At 38.6% G+C, this 17,657-nt stretch carries 20 protein-coding genes and 1 pseudogene; 12 read left to right on the forward strand and 9 right to left on the reverse strand.

Annotated elements, in window-relative coordinates:
• Positions 1-43: 43 nt before the first annotated feature.
• Positions 44-304 (reverse strand): acyl carrier protein, encoded by a 261-nt coding sequence (locus KDN43_RS05570; protein WP_238868671.1) that lies wholly within the window; start codon positions 302-304, stop codon positions 44-46.
• A 456-nt stretch (positions 305-760) separates the two neighbouring features.
• Positions 761-1,272, reverse strand: a pseudogene (locus tag KDN43_RS16550) (alpha-L-fucosidase); the annotation flags it as partial.
• Between the two features lie 133 nt (positions 1,273-1,405).
• Between KDN43_RS16550 and KDN43_RS05580 the strand changes: the two are divergent.
• From KDN43_RS05580 to KDN43_RS05620, 9 genes are all read left to right on the forward strand, one after another.
• Positions 1,406-1,699 (forward strand): DUF721 domain-containing protein, encoded by a 294-nt coding sequence (locus tag KDN43_RS05580; RefSeq protein WP_238868672.1) that lies wholly within the window; start codon positions 1,406-1,408, stop codon positions 1,697-1,699.
• A gap of 46 nt (positions 1,700-1,745) precedes the next feature.
• Complete coding sequence (locus tag KDN43_RS05585; RefSeq protein ID WP_238868673.1) at positions 1,746-3,404, forward strand: tetratricopeptide repeat protein; 1,659 nt, start codon at positions 1,746-1,748, stop codon at positions 3,402-3,404.
• A gap of 168 nt (positions 3,405-3,572) precedes the next feature.
• Positions 3,573-3,950, forward strand: a complete 378-nt coding sequence (locus KDN43_RS05590) for a T9SS type A sorting domain-containing protein (RefSeq protein WP_238868674.1) — start codon at positions 3,573-3,575, stop codon at positions 3,948-3,950.
• A 103-nt stretch (positions 3,951-4,053) separates the two neighbouring features.
• Entirely contained in the window at positions 4,054-5,640 is a 1,587-nt protein-coding gene (locus KDN43_RS05595; RefSeq protein ID WP_238868675.1) for a hypothetical protein, read from the forward strand.
• Positions 5,641-5,662: 22 nt separating this feature from the next.
• On the forward strand, positions 5,663-6,133 hold the full coding sequence (locus KDN43_RS05600) for a hypothetical protein (RefSeq protein WP_238868676.1): 471 nt from the start codon (positions 5,663-5,665) through the stop codon (positions 6,131-6,133).
• A 242-nt stretch (positions 6,134-6,375) separates the two neighbouring features.
• The gene (locus KDN43_RS05605) at positions 6,376-6,753 is read left to right on the forward strand and encodes a T9SS type A sorting domain-containing protein (RefSeq protein WP_238868674.1); all 378 of its coding nucleotides are present in this window, start codon (positions 6,376-6,378) and stop codon (positions 6,751-6,753) included.
• A gap of 103 nt (positions 6,754-6,856) precedes the next feature.
• Positions 6,857-7,093 (forward strand): hypothetical protein, encoded by a 237-nt coding sequence (locus tag KDN43_RS05610; RefSeq protein WP_238868677.1) that lies wholly within the window; start codon positions 6,857-6,859, stop codon positions 7,091-7,093.
• Between the two features lie 272 nt (positions 7,094-7,365).
• Positions 7,366-7,632, forward strand: a complete 267-nt coding sequence (locus KDN43_RS05615; RefSeq protein ID WP_238841705.1) for a transposase — start codon at positions 7,366-7,368, stop codon at positions 7,630-7,632.
• 20 nt (positions 7,633-7,652) lie between these two features.
• Positions 7,653-8,456, forward strand: a complete 804-nt coding sequence (locus tag KDN43_RS05620; RefSeq protein ID WP_238867539.1) for an IS3 family transposase — start codon at positions 7,653-7,655, stop codon at positions 8,454-8,456.
• Between the two features lie 198 nt (positions 8,457-8,654).
• Here the strand turns inward: KDN43_RS05620 and istA (KDN43_RS05625) are convergent, their stop codons facing one another.
• From istA (KDN43_RS05625) to KDN43_RS05640, 4 genes are all read right to left on the reverse strand, one after another.
• Positions 8,655-9,983: an IS21 family transposase gene (istA, locus tag KDN43_RS05625; RefSeq protein ID WP_238868678.1), complete on the reverse strand. Its 1,329-nt coding sequence runs from the start codon at positions 9,981-9,983 to the stop codon at positions 8,655-8,657.
• Positions 9,984-10,335: 352 nt separating this feature from the next.
• A complete protein-coding gene (locus KDN43_RS05630) occupies positions 10,336-12,066 on the reverse strand; it encodes an MAC/perforin domain-containing protein (protein WP_238868679.1) in 1,731 nt (576 codons plus the stop codon).
• 24 nt (positions 12,067-12,090) lie between these two features.
• Positions 12,091-12,483, reverse strand: a complete 393-nt coding sequence (locus tag KDN43_RS05635; RefSeq protein WP_238868680.1) for a hypothetical protein — start codon at positions 12,481-12,483, stop codon at positions 12,091-12,093.
• 282 nt (positions 12,484-12,765) lie between these two features.
• Entirely contained in the window at positions 12,766-13,194 is a 429-nt protein-coding gene (locus KDN43_RS05640) for a hypothetical protein (RefSeq protein ID WP_238868681.1), read from the reverse strand.
• 346 nt (positions 13,195-13,540) lie between these two features.
• Between KDN43_RS05640 and KDN43_RS05645 the strand changes: the two genes are divergently transcribed.
• The 3 genes from KDN43_RS05645 (at position 13,541) to KDN43_RS05655 (ending at position 15,015) form a co-directional block, all read left to right on the forward strand.
• On the forward strand, positions 13,541-14,068 hold the full coding sequence (locus KDN43_RS05645) for a hypothetical protein (RefSeq protein WP_238868682.1): 528 nt from the start codon (positions 13,541-13,543) through the stop codon (positions 14,066-14,068).
• An 11-nt stretch (positions 14,069-14,079) separates the two neighbouring features.
• The gene (locus KDN43_RS05650) at positions 14,080-14,373 is read left to right on the forward strand and encodes a hypothetical protein (RefSeq protein WP_238868683.1); all 294 of its coding nucleotides are present in this window, start codon (positions 14,080-14,082) and stop codon (positions 14,371-14,373) included.
• Between the two features lie 468 nt (positions 14,374-14,841).
• The gene (locus KDN43_RS05655; protein WP_238868684.1) at positions 14,842-15,015 is read left to right on the forward strand and encodes a hypothetical protein; all 174 of its coding nucleotides are present in this window, start codon (positions 14,842-14,844) and stop codon (positions 15,013-15,015) included.
• Positions 15,016-15,086: 71 nt separating this feature from the next.
• On the opposite strand, the gene istB is transcribed toward KDN43_RS05655, so the two are convergent.
• From istB to istA (KDN43_RS05670), 3 genes are read right to left on the reverse strand one after another with little or no spacing between them, the layout of a single operon-like run.
• Positions 15,087-15,929: an IS21-like element helper ATPase IstB gene (gene istB, locus KDN43_RS05660; protein ID WP_238868685.1), complete on the reverse strand. Its 843-nt coding sequence runs from the start codon at positions 15,927-15,929 to the stop codon at positions 15,087-15,089.
• 7 nt (positions 15,930-15,936) lie between these two features.
• A complete protein-coding gene (locus KDN43_RS05665; protein WP_238868686.1) occupies positions 15,937-16,527 on the reverse strand; it encodes a hypothetical protein in 591 nt (196 codons plus the stop codon).
• A 60-nt stretch (positions 16,528-16,587) separates the two neighbouring features.
• Complete coding sequence (gene istA / locus KDN43_RS05670) at positions 16,588-17,517, reverse strand: IS21 family transposase (protein WP_238868687.1); 930 nt, start codon at positions 17,515-17,517, stop codon at positions 16,588-16,590.
• Between the last annotated feature and the right edge of the window lie 140 nt (positions 17,518-17,657).

Below are 17,657 nucleotides of genomic sequence, written 5' to 3' on the forward strand. Positions count from 1 at the left end.
TTCTCAATGTTAGTGAAATACCTTAACCTATACACATTGATTTTTATTCTTTTTGCTCCAATTTCTTGAGGACAAATGCCGATATATTGTTGATGGATTTGAAATTGTCATCCACCAGATCACTATCTTCAACCTCAATATGAAATTCATCTTTCAAAAAGTCAATTAAAAAAAGAAAACCCATAGAATCCAGTAAACCGTTCTCAAATATTAATGTATCCTCTTGAACAGTATTGCTTTGATAAAATGATTCTCTTGCTATATACTGCTTCACTGTGGTAGTAATGTCAGTTTTGTTAAACATCTTAATTAATATTTTGTGATTTTAATAATAAAACAGCAAATAAGCGATTAAGTTTAATATTTTAAAAGTTTAACACAATTGCTGAAGTTTAACAATGGTCTTCTGAGACTACAAATTAACGTTAAATATGCTGAAATTCCTAATTTGCGGAACATCTATTTGCTGCTCAATGGTAAGCCGTGCACGGCTTACCTCTACAGGTTCAAAGGCCTGAATACGCTTATACCCCACCGATTCACCTTCGCAAAGCGTTTTCCAACCACGTCTTGTCAGGCCTTCCACTTTGTATTTACGAATGCGTTCACCTTTGGCTATATTTTCTTGAACAATTATCTGATTAGCGAATTGGCATTTATCTAAACTGAGGTTAATTATTTTGCCAGTTCCGGCAGTTGATTTCAACGGATGTGCGGTTAATTCCTCCACACGAGCACCAAATTCTTCCAAACGCTTCACGTCGCCTTCGGCTTTGAAGTTATGAATTCCGAAAAGTGAATTCCAGCGGATACCGATGTAGATTCCGGGTTGGATGTCGTATTTACGACACGATTTCACAAAATCGCTCACGATATCGCCTTTGCCATCGCTCCATTTCAGGGCTTTCATGCTGTACGGATTTACATCGCTTTGATAAATGGCGAATCCTGTTTCGTGCGTGGCGGTAATCACAGCGAATTTGGCACCCATTGCTTTTGCAGCGCGAATCCATTGATCGGTATCTAATTCCTCCGGGTTGAATATGTTGTAATCTTCAACCGGCGCGATACGGTTGCGGTCTGATTGTATTTTTTACCGTCGAAAACGTGCAGGTCGTAATGAAAAATCACGCCCAATCCGGCTTCGTGCCATTTGAGTTGGTGTGGTGCAGGCACAGGAAAACTTTTTGAGTTTTTAGTCAGAGGTTGGGCAATGCCGTTTTGCAGTGTAAGGAAAGTGATAATTAGTAATGTGAATGATATTGTTGTCATTATTGGATTGAGGGTAATGAATTTGGCCAGATTTTTATCTCCGATACCAACCGGGGGTCGTTCGATAAAATACTGGAACGGATCAACAACAGCCACCACATCTATTGGGTGAAAGACGGGGAGATAACAGAGTATGCTTAAAAAAAACGCCCAACCCATAGCCAACATCCTTTCGGAATTCTTCGATGAAAATCCCGGATTGAAGACATCGGTGGCCGAACATCGCGCCGTCTCGGCGTGGCGGGAACTGTTGGGCGAAGGGGTTTCGCACTACACCAAAAACGTCTATTTCCGGCGAAACGTCCTGCACGTGCAGCTTACTTCATCGGTGTTGCGCGCCGAGCTGATCCTGAACAAACAGACCCTGATGGATAAACTAAACGAGCACGTCGGAATGGAAATTGTGAAGGATATTGTTTTTCGTTAAAATTTTGCTATTTTTGCGGTAACCACATCCCTAAGCGGAAGCCGTTATGTTAAAAAAAGCAGCCATATTGCTTGCCTTATTGTTGATCCTGGCTTTGTGCCGCCGTGATCACAACCGGTCAATATATGCCCGGCTACAACAATGGGATTCCTTACTGGAAGAACACCCCGAGGCCATACACGACAGTTTGCTTCAATTAAACCCTAAAGAACTCTCCCGCGCCAACCGGGCATATTACGGCTTGTTGAAAACTATTGCCGACGACAAAAGGTTTGTGCAGTTCACCTCCGATTCGCTGATAAACGCCGTGCACCGCCATTACCACCATAACGGTAAGCGGAGCGAAAATCACATCCGTGCACTCACGTATTTATCCATTGTGCGACACCGGATGGGAGTTGCGGACAGCACTGTCTTTACTCCCTTGAAAGAGGCGGAACAGTTATATTTAAAACAAAAACGGTCCAATCCCAGCACCGGATATATGCTCTATTATCATCTGGGTGATTTATTATCGAACAACAATGATTTCAGCTCAGCCTACAACTATTTCAATAAAGCGTTGCAAACGGCAAAACAAGAAAGAGATTCAATTCACGTTTTTGACACATATCTGGCGTTGTTTTGGAATGAAATGGAGCAAGAAAATTACCAAGAAGGTAAAGTGTATTTAGATTCTGCGCAAATTTCTGCCGATGAATCGCCCGATGTTTTATATAAATTGCACAATGCTCAAGCTACTTATTTTGGTACTCAGAACATTAATGACAAAAAATTGGAATACACCAAAAAACGTTTTAATTTGATTCCTTATCTGAAAGAAACTCCTCAGTTGTTTCGCCTCTACTACTCTCTTTCCGATGCTTACACCGGTAACGGGCAAGCTGACAGTTCCATGTATTATGCAAAACTTGCCATTGAACATATTACGGATTCTGCTTACAAACTTAACTATTTATTGTATGATAATGTTGCCGATATAGCTGAGAGGCAAAATAACCTGCGGCTGGCATTGGAGTACCGCCAAAAAGCGTTCGAGGCCTACGAGAAAAGCATCGATACCCGGCTCGATACCCAAATACAGGAATTGGAAAAGCGCTACAACCTTGCCGAAGCAGAGAACAAAGCCCTGAAGGCGCAAAAACGGGGCAGGATATTTACAAGCGTCTCGTTATCGCTTCTTTTACTTTTGGCCGCGGTCATATTCGACTGGAACCGCCGTAGAAAAATAGCCCTGCTCGAAAAAAACAATGCCCGAAGCAAACTGCGATTGGCTCGGCAACAAGCGTCCGAAAACCGCCGCATGATAAATATTGTGCTGCCTTACCTGAAGTTGCACAACAGTTTACAGCAAGAACTGCTTACTTTTTCAAACAAAATACGGGCAAAAGACAACGACACGGCCGATAAATACGAGCAAATATTAAAAGACAACCGTCAACTTTTCGATAAAACCACTCAGCAACTTTTTACTGACGAGTTGTTGGCAGAAACGCTGAAAACCGCCAATGGGCTGGAACTATTAAATGAAACCGACCGCATACTGCTCTTTATGCTGGCCATTGGAGCCGGAAACGAGCACATTGTGGCGTTACTTAACACCACTCCGGCCAACCTGAAATCGAAAAAATCGTACCTGAAAAAGAAAATACACGTCAATGCCTCCGCGTTTGACAACCCCGAATTTATGTTGTCGCTTTTCTGACCCTGTCGTTTACCACAATAATTCCGGTAAGAATATTTTTCAAACACAACTGTATATCAACATAATACATTGTTTTCAGGGTAAGAATCGCACCGGACTATTGCTCCCCCTCCTTAATTGCCGTTACTTTGTACCCGAAAATAAAACAACAAAAAACCACATCCATTAATGAAAACTAAATTATTGACGGTTGCAGCCCTGCTATGCTGCATATTATGCGCACAATCGTTTACATCCGTTTCAAATATGGAAATAAACAAGGCAAAAGAAAAAATTAAGTTAGAAAAGCACGATTCTTCAACTCGCTCCGCCACAAGCACATTAGTTGAGGCTTATGCCGATGATTATATAGTATCCGTCTCGGTAGAGAACTACACGGGCGATATTTATGTACAGGTATATGGTGCCGGCGGGGCCGCACAAACCGTTTTTTCGTGTTACAACAACAGAACGGATATGCTCGATATATCTTCGCTTCCCGCCGGAACTTATACTGTAAGCATTACGCTTAACAATACAACTTACACCGGAACTTTTGTGAAATAAGACACACCGGGCGGCGGTTACTTTTGCGGCAACCGCCGCCTTATCCCCGAAACAAAACCCCCAAGGGACAAACAATCTTGCATAATTATAAATTCAACAAAAAATGAAAAAACTGCTTTACTTTTTTGCCGTAATGGCATTAATGGCTTCCTTTGTAGCGTGCGAGAAGATGGATATTGAACAACCTGTAGAAAATCCCAACAATATCAAAGGAACTGGTAAAGAAATCATTATTGAAAATTTTGCTAAAGCACTTGCCAATGTCCTGTATGAGAACAAGGAATGCAGGGAATTAATAAAAACCGAGGCTTTAAGAAGAATCAACTATGATTATGATGTCCTTTACATGCTTGTAAAAGATAAAAAACTTAATGACGGTACAACTTTAGAAAATCTTATGTTAACTTATTTAGATTCTAAAGATATGGATTTTATGATGGAATCCTTTCCGACATTGACTATTTTTGTGCCTTCTTTACCGGAAAACTCCTTCTCTTGTGATTCATGGAATGTTCAAACCGAATTTCCGGATGTTGCTGTACGTCCGAACAATAGTTTACTTACCTATTGTTATGATGCAAAAGGAAATGAATATGTTCTAGAACCTGACGAAATACCAGGCTTCCCAATTGTTGTCCTTAAAATAAACGAACGCATTATTCTTAAAAAAGAGAGGGACAGCCATTCTTCTATATTAAGAAGCACAAAAAATCCAAATATTGAGTTTGAATTTACTGATCCGGTTTTTGATAACACCATGCCGAGACCTGAGACAAGGCGAGACGATTATAATAACAATGTAAAGATTCAAAAAGCGTTGGAAGCATATAATATATTTCCCAATAACTTGATTGGTTGGCAAAGAGATTATGTTTATTACAACCTGACAAATTCAAATGATAGAGGAAGATTAGACGTCAGGTTTAGAGAAAGTATTGTTGGCTTTAAATTTTTAGGTAATCCTTCAACATTGATAGATAATATTACCAGATTTCGAGACGATCCCAAACTAATCAATAAAAATGATTGGTTTGACATGAGAAAAATATCAATCCCTGGCACATCGAGAAGCATGTTGACGCCTTGGACTGACGGAGAATTTGAATTTCAAGTGAAATATAGTGTTTTATCAAAAAACACACCTAGCAGTGAAACCAATACAAGTTTCAGATTAGATCCCACCAAGTTGTTCAATATAAATGTTATTTCTAAAACTAAAGGCATACTTTGGAAGAAAAGGACTGTATACATGGTAACTGATATTCAAAATCTTTTTTGTTTTATCGAAGTACCAATGTTTGATTATGACTTATCCAAATACAGTATTACCTATAAAATATCTATTTTTGAGAAGGATGATCCTCAAACAACTAGTCAAACAGTTCAAACGTCAACCGAGTTTGCTTCTAATTTTAGCTTCGACCCAGGCATTGGAGAAATAATTAAAACTGGCACAAAGTATGGATCAAGTGAGAAACAAACCAAAACAGTCACTTCAACTACATCAGTAACAACGGGAAGTGATGACCTGGGTACTGTTACTGTTAATTTTGAGGATGAGATTATCAGAAGCAATAATTTTAAATTTGAAAACATTCAAGGACGGAATTCTTATCCCATACCGGACTTTAACAATGCATATAGAACCGGTCATTATCAAATATATGTATGCCCCATATTATTGAATTAATTGTCTGAAACTTCTTGTGGTTATGCTAAAACAAACATTGAAAATCTTTCTCATTTTTAATCTGTTCTTCTTTTTCACCGGTTGTGAAAAGGAAGAACCTAAAATTGAGGATAAACCGGAAATCATTCTTTCCGTCAATTATTCATCGGTTAACAGTAACGATATCAAGCCGGATATTCTATCCAACGTGTATATTTATTACGGATTAACGGTTATAGATGTCCAGCACTACAAATTGAACGAATCGAAAGACGGCATTCTTTATCACGAACGGGATAATTCCAAAGCTATTCTACCCGACAGCATTGGAACGGTGGATATAAATGGAATGTTTTCCATATTTCCCGACAAAGGTATTGGCAAGGTTCTTTTTCAGATTGAAAGCAACCATTACAGGAAAGAAGGCTTTAGGACATTTGTATCGGAGGATCTGTCTTATCATCAGTACAAATACAGGCACAAGATCATTTTCAGCCATTACCAAACTGAATAAATAATCCGGAAATTTCCGCCCCGTGCCACGAAATCAACTCCGACAACCCCGGGTTCCTGTTGTCGCTTTTCTGACCCAGTCGTTTACCACAATAATTCCGGCAAGAATATTTTTCAAATACAACTGCATATCAACACAATACATTATTTTCAGGGTAAGAATCACACCGGACTATTGCTCCCCCTCCTTAATTGCCGTTACTTTGTACCCGAAAATAAAACAACAAAAAACCACATCCATTAATGAAAACTAAATTATTGACGGTTGCAGCCCTGCTATGCTGCATATTATGCGCACAATCGTTTACATCCGTTTCAAATATGGAAATAAACAAGGCAAAAGAAAAAATTAAGTTAGAAAAGCACGATTCTTCAACTCGCTCCGCCACAAGCACATTAGTTGAGGCTTATGCCGATGATTATATAGTATCCGTCTCGGTAGAGAACTACACGGGCGATATTTATGTACAGGTATATGGTGCCGGCGGGGCCGCACAAACCGTTTTTTCGTGTTACAACAACAGAACGGATATGCTCGATATATCTTCGCTTCCCGCCGGAACTTATACTGTAAGCATTACGCTTAACAATACAACTTACACCGGAACTTTTGTGAAATAAGACACACCGGGCGGCGGTTACTTTTGCGGCAACCGCCGCCTTATCCCCGAAACAAAACCCCCAAGGGACAAACAATCTTGCATAATTATAAATTCAACAAAAAATGAAAAAACTGCTTTACTTTTTTGCCGTAATGGCATTAATGGCTTCCTTTGTAGCGTGCGAGAAGATGGATGTTGAACAACCTGTAGAAAATCCCAACAATATCAAAGGAACTGGTAAAGAAATCATTATTGAAAATTTTGCTAAAGCATTGACTATGGTTTTGGCGGAAAATAAAGAGTGTCGTGATTTAATAAAAAATGAAGCTCTAAATTGGAGACCCTACTGCAGTATTTAATTATATTTCAGACCAAGATGGAGATCCTCGTTTCAATCCTTATGGTGGAGGACCTCGAAATCCTAAACCCTTTTGGACAGATGGAGAGTTTGAATTTTGGTTAAATGTTAAGTTAGCATCTAAAACAGCGGTAGGAGAGGGTATTAGATTAATGTTTAAAGTTAAGCCTGACAAGTTATTTTGTAACCTTCCCTTTTTATGTAACCTTCCCTATTTGTAGGACAGTTCCGAGTTAGACAAAATTATTAACTTTGTTTGGCATAGGAAATAAAATGAAAAAAAAAGTACACAGTGAGTCAGAGAAGGTAAAGGCAGTCCATCAACTTGAAAGTGGGGTGGATGCCGCAGTTGTAGCTCGTGACTACAATATATCCAGGGCTACCCTTTATAATTGGAAGTCCAAGTATAGTGGAATGGAGATCAGTCAGGTTAAACGTCTCAAAGAGCTTGAAGATGAGAACCGCACGTTGAAACAGATGTATGCTGACCTTGCACTTGACAACAAGATACTGAAGGAGGTCATCGAAAAAAAACTCTAGAGCCCGAGGTAAAGAAGGAATTGGCAGGAGATATAGTGGAAGAATATGGTGTAAGCATCTCTCGGGCGTGCAAGCTGATGGACATCCATCGCTCCTACTTCTATTATACTGACAAGAAAGATGACACTGAAGTTGAAGACGCAATCCGTGCTGCCGCCAACTTCGGTGATGGCTTCTGGAAGATTTATTCAAGGCTGAGACGTGAGGGTAAGACATGGAACCACAAGAAGGTTTACAGGGTTTACAAGGCAATGCACTATGAGAAGCGAAGCCGTTTGAAGAAACGTCTGCCTGCAAGGGTGAAGAATCCTCTGGTTATGCCTAAAGAGCCCAATGTTACCTGGTCCATTGACTTTGTCAGTGACAGGATTGAGTGCGGAAGACAATTCCGTGTTCTTAATATCATAGATGATGCCTGCAAGATTGCCGTGACACAGGAGATATCGATGTCCATGCCGGCAAAGCGTGTCATCAAAGTTCTGGAAAAGGTCATATGGCTTAATGGCAAACCAAAGAACATACGCTGCGACAATGGTCCTGAGTTTATCGCCCAGGTGTTCAAAGATTGGTGTAAAGGCAATGAGATAAACATTATGTATACTCAGCCTGGTAAACCCACCCAGAACGGCTACATTGAACGCTTCAACGGAAGCTACAGAAGGGCTGTACTTGACAGATACATTTTCCGAAACTTGTCTGAAGTCAGGGAACTGACAGAAGCCTGGCGGAATGACTACAACGAAGAACGGCCCCATGAGGCGTTGGACAACATGACACCCTTTGAGTATAGGGAAGAACTGATAAAACGAAAGGAAGCAGTATGACAGATGTTTTGACAAGCAAAGGTAACACTAGCCACTACAGCGGTCAAGGCCAAGACGAGTGCCCTGGCGGGCAGTCTTGCCCGCTGTATCGTCTAGTATTGGGAGTGGCTTATCAAAAATCTGTCCGACATCATAACATTGTATACATAAATAACTAATTTAGCAGTCTAATCAAAGACTGTCCTAAAAAGGGGTAGCTTACACAATCTCAGGATAATCTACAGATGCAAGTATATGTTCTACACAGCTGACAACATGCTCACCATGTGCTGCAGCTTTATTCTTAAAGTAATCCGGATTCCAACCCAGGTATGATTGATGCGTACTGCTCAGGTGATCCGAGTTGGTGTTATAGCTGCCTGTAGTGTGATTCCTCTGATGTATGGCTATGCGCTGATGATTGTAGTAAACCTCTATATGTTTCTGTGTATAATGTATTTGTGTTTGTTTGCCTATATAGCGGTATGGTACACTATAATAACTCTTATCGGGTGAAAAATATACATATCCCATTTTCTGAACCTTTGCCCTGCGATACTCTTTTATCTCGTACTGATCGGCGGGTAATGGCTTCAGATAGCCTCGCTCTATTGTCTGAAACAGTTCCAGTCTGCTGGCCTCTTTACGCTTAAAGAGCAGTTTGTTGTATTCTGTAAGCAATCGCCTGATCTCCCTGTTGAGCTCTTCTATCGAGAAGAATGTCATCTCTCGAAGAGGGTAATAGATTCTTTGATAAGTAAGGTGTACAGCATTTTCTACTAATGCTTTATCCTGTGGAGCATACACTCTTGTGGGGTTAATAACACAACCGTAATAACTGGCAAAGTCTTTGAAGCAGCGGTTAATAACTGCTTCATGTTTGCTGGCTCTTGTAACGGCAGACTTTAGATTGTCAGATACGATTGCCTTTGGAACACCACCATAAAAGTGTAATGCGTTTTTACAGCAACTTATAAAATCATTACGGTTCTGTGTGGCACAGGCTTCAACATAAGTATATTGACTACAGGGTAAAATTGATACGAAGACTTCAACCGGTTTGATCTCACCCGTATCTTTATCTACTATCTCAAGCTTTTTACCGGCAAAGTCAACGAACATCTCATGGCCTGCAATATGCTCAAGCTTCATTGAACCTTTTACTTTACTGTATTTACGGTGGAAGTGCTCCAGGAACTGAGTGTAGCTGTAGGGGTTGCTTACATTATTTACATACTCATTATAATGGTACTGAAAAGTAAAACCGGGATGACTCCGGGCTGCTTTGATACGCTCAATATAACGCATTAAATCATCATGCCGGGAAGTGTCGATAGTAGTTTTACTGGTGAAGAGTTCGTTTAAACGAGTCTCTTCAAAGTTTAAAAGCTCGCCAATGCTGTAACCACTTGATTTAAACTGTTGTACATAGCTGTTAACGGTATTACGAGATATACCAAGTGTAGCACCAATCTTGCGGTTACTAAAACCGTCGTTGATTAAGACTAAAATTTGTTTTATATCCATAGGATCAAGTTTATTTGCCATACCGCATCCCTTTTTTAGGGACAAGATAACTTGATCTTTTCAAAGTGGCACAAATCGAACCGTAAAAACTGGCACGGTTTGAACCGGAAAAGGTGGCACACATAGACCGAAATCACTGGCACAAATCAAACCGTTTTATCCACGAAATTTCAATCACTGGCGAGCTGCAGCTTCAAATTCCGATACCGTTTTTAAACTGTGGAATAGGAATTGCAGTGTAAATCCGTTTTTAAGAAAAAGATTACAAAGAAAAGCCCGACCCAGTAGGGTAATGCCCAAAATTCTAATTGAAATAATTAAAGCTGCCTTGTTTTAAGACAGCTTTAATACAGGGAAATGATTTTTTGTCATACTATAATCCTATTATAACATAGTTTACTAATTCCCTGTAGTCCATTGTAGGGATAGCAGGAATCTCATCTTTAAATTTAAAAGCATAAGTATTTAAAATATAGTCATCAAAAATAGTAAATCCATATTTTTTAATACCATTCGTAAATAACCAATATGTGAGTTTTGTCATATCATTATAATATTTTTTTGCTTTCGTTTTATCCATTTCCATCATATCAAAAACATTTCCCCTTGAATTTAAAACAGTTTTGTCAATATGTTCATAACTTATAGAGAGTCCAAAAATTGATTTTAAATCGTTTGTAACTTCTGTTATTAAAGGCACCATATCTTCGTATGTGGGTTTTAAATCTGGAATAGGATATCCTGGAAGTTGTATTCCACTCTTAGTAACTGTACCTTTTGATATTTTTATAGGAATATAATCACTGAAGCGTGTTACAAGGAATGCGGTAACTTTATATTGTTCCATAAACTTATCTCCTATTAGAGAGTTGTTGGAAAGACCTAAATTGAAAGGGGAATAAAAACTATAAACAAGTAATATGTGTGGTATAATTAATTTATTTGAAATTTCTTTACCCTCATTATATGCTTGAATATTCTTCTTAAAATTTGCCTCAAGCACTAATTGTGAAAGAGAAATAAGTCCATTGTCTACAATCTCCACTAATTCGTGCGTATCTTCATTGTTTAATGATGATACCCAAGGAGCAAGATTTATATCTATTGTTTCAAGTTTTGTTGGAATAGTAAAAGAAGAAAAGTTTTTCGAGCCTCCAAAGGTTTTAATAGAGAGTCTTATGTTCTGAAAATTTTGTTCAGCACTACTGCCATTGTTGTAATTTCTTCCAAAACCAAGAGACCCATTAACGCCTAAAGAGTCTGATTTTATTGTTGATTTATATGACCCCTCGATAGTAGTAGTCATATCTTTTTCTTTGTTCTCAGATGTTGAAGAATATTTATAATCTCCAATATATAAAGCTGTAGCCCTGCCACCTGACATAAAGTTAGATAAAACAAACGACCCATATGTATCCAGTAGATTTTTTGTTGAATTATTATACAATTCATTTAAAAATGACCTATCAAGATAAGACACTGATATATTATTCAGAATATTATCAGTGGCATATAATGAGTATTGCTTATTTCTTAAAAAAACGTCTAATTGACCAAATACAGACTTACCTTCCGTAATTGTATTAGAAGTAAACACTTCTGTTACTGTACGTTTTGCACCTATTGAAAATAAGCCTAAATTAAAATTGAACCCTCCATTTATCTTTTTGGTAACATTAGAAGTTGTTGTATATCTATTGTAGGATGAAAAAGAAAAAGAAGTTGCATCGTTAACATTATTATTTTTGATGTGAATATTATTTGGAAAGTTATTATAGAAATCTTTTATATTGATAATCGGGATAGTAATATTGGCAGAGTTCACAAGAGGGATAGAATTAGCCTTGTATGCACTCCCAATAAAATCATACATTTTTAAAGTAGGCGGAAATGTGGTACTACTTCTTGTTCCAAAAAATAATTCTCGTTTTTTTGATAAAATCAAAGGAAAAGAACTGTCTCGTTCGCGCAAAATTACAATTTTACCCTTATCTCCACTAGCATTTGTTTTTTCTTCGAAAGTAGTTAATGTGTCTTCTGCTGTACAAGCACCTAAAGCCAATAAGCCCAAAAGTAATAAATAAAAATTCGTTTTACGTTTCATAGCATTATCAATAAAAATTTTAAGTTAATAATTTGTTTTCGAAATAATTAAAGTTCTTCCGTTTTTTGTTCCTAGTTCATTTTTCATAATCATTTTATTATCATCCGTTTTTACAATTATCCAATCACCAAATAATACATTCTCGCCGCTTCCGGCAACAGATAAATACTTATCATTTATAATTTCATATGTAAATGTAATCACAAACTCTTCTTCGGTAATTTCTTTTTTATCCAAAACATAATATCCATTAGTATTAGTAGTAAAAAAGATTTTAATACCATTCCTCGAATTAACGGAAGAAATCTCACCTTTCCAAAAGGTTTGTTCAAGTGAAACAATCTCAGTGCTTTGCTTATCACAACTTAAAAAAAATGTAAGCATAATTAAACCCAAGTAGAAAATTGATGTTTTCATAATAGATATTGTATGAATTATTAATTTGAATCTATAAGCAAACGTTAATAACTAATATTTTGACTGTATAAGGTCGCAAGTATTAAAGTTATCCTTTCATATATGTATGGCAAAGAAACTAAAATAAGTTGTATAAAGAAAAAAATCCCAGTATTTAACGTTCTATAGTGAGTCCAATATTTAGTTGTTTAGTTTCAGGTTTTCTCAGCCATTGGAAGTGCACTGCCTATCCATAGGTGAGAAAAAGAAAAAGACCTTTTCAGGGGTTTTTTTCAGTTTTTATCAAGCAATGGTAACAATTTGTTTTTCATCGTTTATAACAAGTTTGCCTTTGTATAACTTGTTGTCTTTGGATTTAAAGTTAAGTGTTCGGGTTTCTCCATCGGAACAAAGTTTCAAAACATCCTTAAAATTGAGGTTTGTTGCTCCGCTTTGATTCTTCCAAACGGTAAAATCTTTGTTGCTGCAGGCATAACATTTCTCCCAGCTTTTTATAACACCTTCTCCACAGATGGGGCAGTTGCACAGTTCATTATTAAAAACAACTTTAAATTCATCATCAAAACCCAATGCGAGCGGTGCGAGGGTTATTATATCACGACGATATAATAAAAGAACCCATTCATCTGTTAAAAGGAAAATACGACTGGTCGAACGTGGAAAGCCGGCTGAATGAAATGGTAAAAAACGAAAATGTAAAATTCCTTTCATACCCTTTTGATGAAGGGCTGAATGTATCGAGAAAAAGGTAATCAGCCACAGCAAAATAATATTGATACCTAAATCTTCGTTACCGGTCGCCCGCAGCTGAAAAAAAGATACCGTTTTTAACCCGCGTTAGGGATTGCAGTGTAAATCCTTTTTAAGGAACGAAAAAAAGATTGCAACGGAAAGCCCGACCCGGCAGGGAAACGCCCAAAGAAGACTTCGTAGTAATGGATTAAAAAAATCACAAAATCATTTCCTCCTCAATGACAATGTGTGTATTACACACTTAACGAACAACATTGTTATTTCTGTTGTTATATTTTATATTAATCTATAAATACAAAATGTTATGAGAAAATTTTTTTATGTTTTATCACTATTAATGCTATTTATTTTAGCAAGTTGTACTAATCGTGAAAATGCCTCCTCATTAGATGGAACGGAACAGACACCCCCTCAATGGGATGAACTGAAAACAAGAAGTCAGCAAGCATTTAAAGAGTCGGCAGAGTTGCTTAAAACAATAACAGATTCTGAGTTTCTTCAAACAACAGAGCCAATGAGTGACAAACTACTGGAAATGTCTGACCCGGCAACGGAACTTAGAGAAAAAAGAGCATACAATGGTGTTATATACTATAAAGCTTTGGAACGAGTAAGAAAACATTCGTTTGAAAAAGATAATCAAATATATACTACACTCAAGTCAGGCTCGGAAGTGAATATTGCGGAAGACCTATTTAATTACATAACTGATACCCTATATGTTTTTTGGAATGAGTTGTTAAAAGACGGTGCTGCTGAAATTATTTATGAAAATGAATTAATAACTATAGGAATAATACCCAAAAAAAAACAAGACAAACAGGTCCAGTAGATTTAAAATCGTTGACTAATTCACAAAGGTACAGTGCAATTAAAAATGCTTACTGGCAAGCAAATACAGGTGAGCATATAGGGAAATATTTCTTCTTGAATTTCGGAGAAATGATAGAGGGAGGAAGTTACGAGTACTCGGCAGGAGTGAGAAATTTGTGCGAATCATATGGGAATCCCGATGATCAATGTATTCATAATAGGTTTGCTCTTATAGATGGTGATTTTTATTCTAGCACAAAATATAAATGGTATATTAAAAACACAAACCGATATGACATACTTTATTATGTGGGAGATTTATAAGCCTACACATTTAATTTAACTATATACAGGTTTTGCAAGCCGTATAGGAGCCTAAATAAAGAACGAGCATTCCCTCTCCTTCTTTATTTATTTGTTATTTAATCGTTGAAGCATAATTATCAGATAGGTGGCAAAAAGAAAAAGACCTTTTCAGGGTTTTTTTTCAGTTTTTATCAAACGATGGTTACAATTTGTTTTTCATCGTTAACAACAAGTTTACCTTTGTATAACTTGTTGTCTTTGGATTTAAAGTTAAGTGTTCGGGTTTCTCCATCGGAGCAAAGTTTCAAAACATCCTTAAAATTGAGGTTTGTTGCTCCGTTTTGATTCTTCCAAACGGTAAAATCTTTGTTGCTGCAGGCATAACATTTCTCCCAGATTTTTATAACACCTTCTCCACAGATGGGGCAGTTGCACAGTTCATTATTAAAAACAACTTTAAATTCATCATCAAAACCCAATGCGAGGGTGCAAGGATTATTGTATCACGATGATATAATAAAAGAGCCCATTCATTTGTTAAAAAGCAGATACGACTGGTCGAACGTTGAAAGTCGCCTGAATGAAATGGTGAAAAACGAAGATGTGAAATTTATTTCATACCCTTTTGATGAAGGGCAAAATTTATCAAGAAAAAGATAATCTGTAACCGCAAAATCAAGTACCGGATATCATTTGTAAATGGCAAATAAAAAATCGTCAATTTTTCGTAATTAATTTTCATCAGTTTTGACTGTTGATTTCTTATAAGAGAGCGGTTGAAGCGAAGGTGGCGTAGCCACCGGAGCGAAACCGCTCTCTTCACACTGATCGCCAAATATATCTTTTCTGTTCTCCATTCTGTAGCTGTTGCCCTGTAGTTTTATTACCTGACAGTGAAACAGCAATCTGTCAAGCAGTGCCGTTACCAACACCTCATCATCAAGTGCTTCCGTCCACTGTTGTGGAGACTTGTTTGTGGTAATGATCACCGAACACTGCTCATGCAGATGATTTATCAGATTGAAGAAAGAACCTGCTTCTGCCTTCTGTACGGGGAACATCATTATATCATCAATGGCAACGAGATTGGCTTTGAGCAGACGATTGTAGGCTGCAAGAGAGGAAGCAACCATATCCTTTGTCCTTAAGATGTAAACCAAATCTTCCATTGTCAGAAAGTAGCCCTTGTAACCTTTGTTCACCGCATCATTCACCAAGCCCGAAGCAAGGAACGATTTGCCTGTACCGCTCGGACCCATCAGGATCAGGTTGTAAGCCTGTTCCACCCACACGAGTTCCCTTAATTGTTTCAGCTGACGGCGGTCTATACCGCAGGCAAAATTGAAGTCGTAATAATCCAGATCGCTGTTTTTAAGAAGTCTGGCGGCTTTGCGTCTGCGTTCCACATCCCTTTGCCTGCGTCTCTTCACCTCGCAGCCAAGTATGTCCAACACCAACTCAGAGGGTGTAGTCTCATCGATAAGAGCGCGATGAATGATGCTTTCGGCATTGTCACGCAGGTTCAGCAGTTTAAGTATTCCCGCATATTCCTTTATTTGTTGTAAAACTTCCATGATTTTTTTATTGATTGAGAATGGTTGTGTATGTATCCATATTGCTTGTATGAGGTACCATGTCGGTCGGTATTGACACGGAACGGGGCAGAACGTCCCCCGAAAACAGTGACTTTGCCTCACTCTCCCGCCGATGCTGCTCAAGCATCCTGTCCGCTATTTGAACGGCGCCTCCGGCATTGAAGACCCTGTTCTCAAGGCAATAAGATACGGCCTTTTGCCTGATCTCCTCGGGTATGTGTTCAAACCCTTTTATCAGCATACGGACGTTGTCATGAAGGTAACGGGGCTTATCCCGTCGTATGGCTTCAACAAACTCTCGTGTCTGCTTGTCGGGATACTTGGAACAGAGCGTTTCGATGTGTTTTGATAGTGTCAAGGACTTATCCCTGCCGTGATCGCTTTTTTTAATGAATGCACCATGAAGACAACTGACGGCGTGATCGGCAATAACGCATCCTTGTGAGTCTCTTACATGCAATCTGCCTTCTGCCTCATATACTCTGACACTCGTCCCTTGACCCTTGTAGGTACCCAAAGGCAACGAGTAAAAATTGCCCCGGTATGCGATAGTGTTGTTTTTAAGAACAAAGCGCAACTCACCATCCTCTTCTTTTCTGACACGTTGATGAGGCTTTACGGGAATGAGGAAAGGCAGTTATTTTTTCCACTCCTCTTTGGGAACAAGCCTTGTTGTGGAATGAACCTTGCCGTTGCCGGTACGCTCAAGCCAGCCGAGACATTCCTCGTTGAGACGCTCGTCACTAACGTACTCACGACCTTTGAGAAAGTTGTTCTTTAAATATTTGACGCAGTTCTCAACCATACCCTTGCTTTCGGGATCGGCCGCACGACAAAATACAGGCTCAAAGTCCATCTGGGACACATACGATTGGAACGTGTCTGTAAGAATGGGATCACCCAGGTTCTCATTGTGAATGAATACGGAGTCTTGATCGTAAATAATCTTCCGGGGCTGACCGCCAAAGTATGCAAATGCAGCAGCATGAGCAACAACAGCACTCTCTGCCGTGAACGGCAGGCTCTGCAAGTAACAGAACTTGTGACGGCTGCGACAAAGAATCATGGTCATGAACCTCACCTTGTGCATTGAACCGCAGGGCCGTCGCATCCACTTCTCATCAAAGTCAACTTGAGCATATTCACCGTAATCTCTCTCGCCAAGACGCTCATATATGCGAGGTACAGAACAGGCTTTCTTGGGAAGATCGTACAACTTTCTGCAACGCTCGACAAAATTGTAAACCGTCTTATCGCTTACTTTGACCATGTCCGGAAATTTTTCTCTCAAACGATCGTGAATTGCCGCAGACGAAAGAGTGGCATCCCCCTCCAATAAACCCTTTACAGACGACATATATACATCCAATTTGCCTCTGCGACGCTTGATCGAGGTCAACCAACGGAAGTATTCCGATTCATTCATCGAAAGGTATTTGGCAACGGTTTGTCGATGAATCCCCAATAGGCGGGCTATCTTACTGTTGCTGTAACCTTTGTCCTCTTTTAACATTTTAATTTTGCTCCACATGATTGTCTTGTCTTTGATAATTATCCTCTCTTGCATTTTTTGACCTTTTTAATTCGACAAACTTCTGATATTGAAAAACAATATTAAAAGTTTACGACCATTTTTAGCCAAAAAATTGACGATTCTTAATTACCAAAAATTGACGATGCAAAATTACCGTTTACATCATTAACCAA

The organism is Proteiniphilum propionicum (assembly GCF_022267555.1).
GTDB classification, from domain to species: domain Bacteria; phylum Bacteroidota; class Bacteroidia; order Bacteroidales; family Dysgonomonadaceae; genus Proteiniphilum; species Proteiniphilum propionicum.

Bases quoted from the DNA above. Each gene is read 5' to 3' on its own strand.
- KDN43_RS05570 (WP_238868671.1), bottom strand. From the start codon at position 304: ATGTTTAACAAAACTGACATTACTACCACAGTGAAGCAGTATATAGCA.
- KDN43_RS05580 (WP_238868672.1), top strand. From the start codon at position 1,406: ATGCTTAAAAAAAACGCCCAACCCATAGCCAACATCCTTTCGGAATTC.
- KDN43_RS05585 (WP_238868673.1), top strand. From the start codon at position 1,746: ATGTTAAAAAAAGCAGCCATATTGCTTGCCTTATTGTTGATCCTGGCT.
- KDN43_RS05590 (WP_238868674.1), top strand. From the start codon at position 3,573: ATGAAAACTAAATTATTGACGGTTGCAGCCCTGCTATGCTGCATATTA.
- KDN43_RS05595 (WP_238868675.1), top strand. From the start codon at position 4,054: ATGAAAAAACTGCTTTACTTTTTTGCCGTAATGGCATTAATGGCTTCC.
- KDN43_RS05600 (WP_238868676.1), top strand. From the start codon at position 5,663: ATGCTAAAACAAACATTGAAAATCTTTCTCATTTTTAATCTGTTCTTC.
- KDN43_RS05605 (WP_238868674.1), top strand. From the start codon at position 6,376: ATGAAAACTAAATTATTGACGGTTGCAGCCCTGCTATGCTGCATATTA.
- KDN43_RS05610 (WP_238868677.1), top strand. From the start codon at position 6,857: ATGAAAAAACTGCTTTACTTTTTTGCCGTAATGGCATTAATGGCTTCC.
- KDN43_RS05615 (WP_238841705.1), top strand. From the start codon at position 7,366: ATGAAAAAAAAAGTACACAGTGAGTCAGAGAAGGTAAAGGCAGTCCAT.
- istA (WP_238868678.1), bottom strand. From the start codon at position 9,983: ATGGCAAATAAACTTGATCCTATGGATATAAAACAAATTTTAGTCTTA.
- KDN43_RS05630 (WP_238868679.1), bottom strand. From the start codon at position 12,066: ATGAAACGTAAAACGAATTTTTATTTATTACTTTTGGGCTTATTGGCT.
- KDN43_RS05635 (WP_238868680.1), bottom strand. From the start codon at position 12,483: ATGAAAACATCAATTTTCTACTTGGGTTTAATTATGCTTACATTTTTT.
- KDN43_RS05640 (WP_238868681.1), bottom strand. From the start codon at position 13,194: ATGAAAGGAATTTTACATTTTCGTTTTTTACCATTTCATTCAGCCGGC.
- KDN43_RS05645 (WP_238868682.1), top strand. From the start codon at position 13,541: ATGAGAAAATTTTTTTATGTTTTATCACTATTAATGCTATTTATTTTA.
- istB (WP_238868685.1), bottom strand. From the start codon at position 15,929: ATGGAAGTTTTACAACAAATAAAGGAATATGCGGGAATACTTAAACTG.
- istA (WP_238868687.1), bottom strand. From the start codon at position 17,517: ATGCAAGAGAGGATAATTATCAAAGACAAGACAATCATGTGGAGCAAA.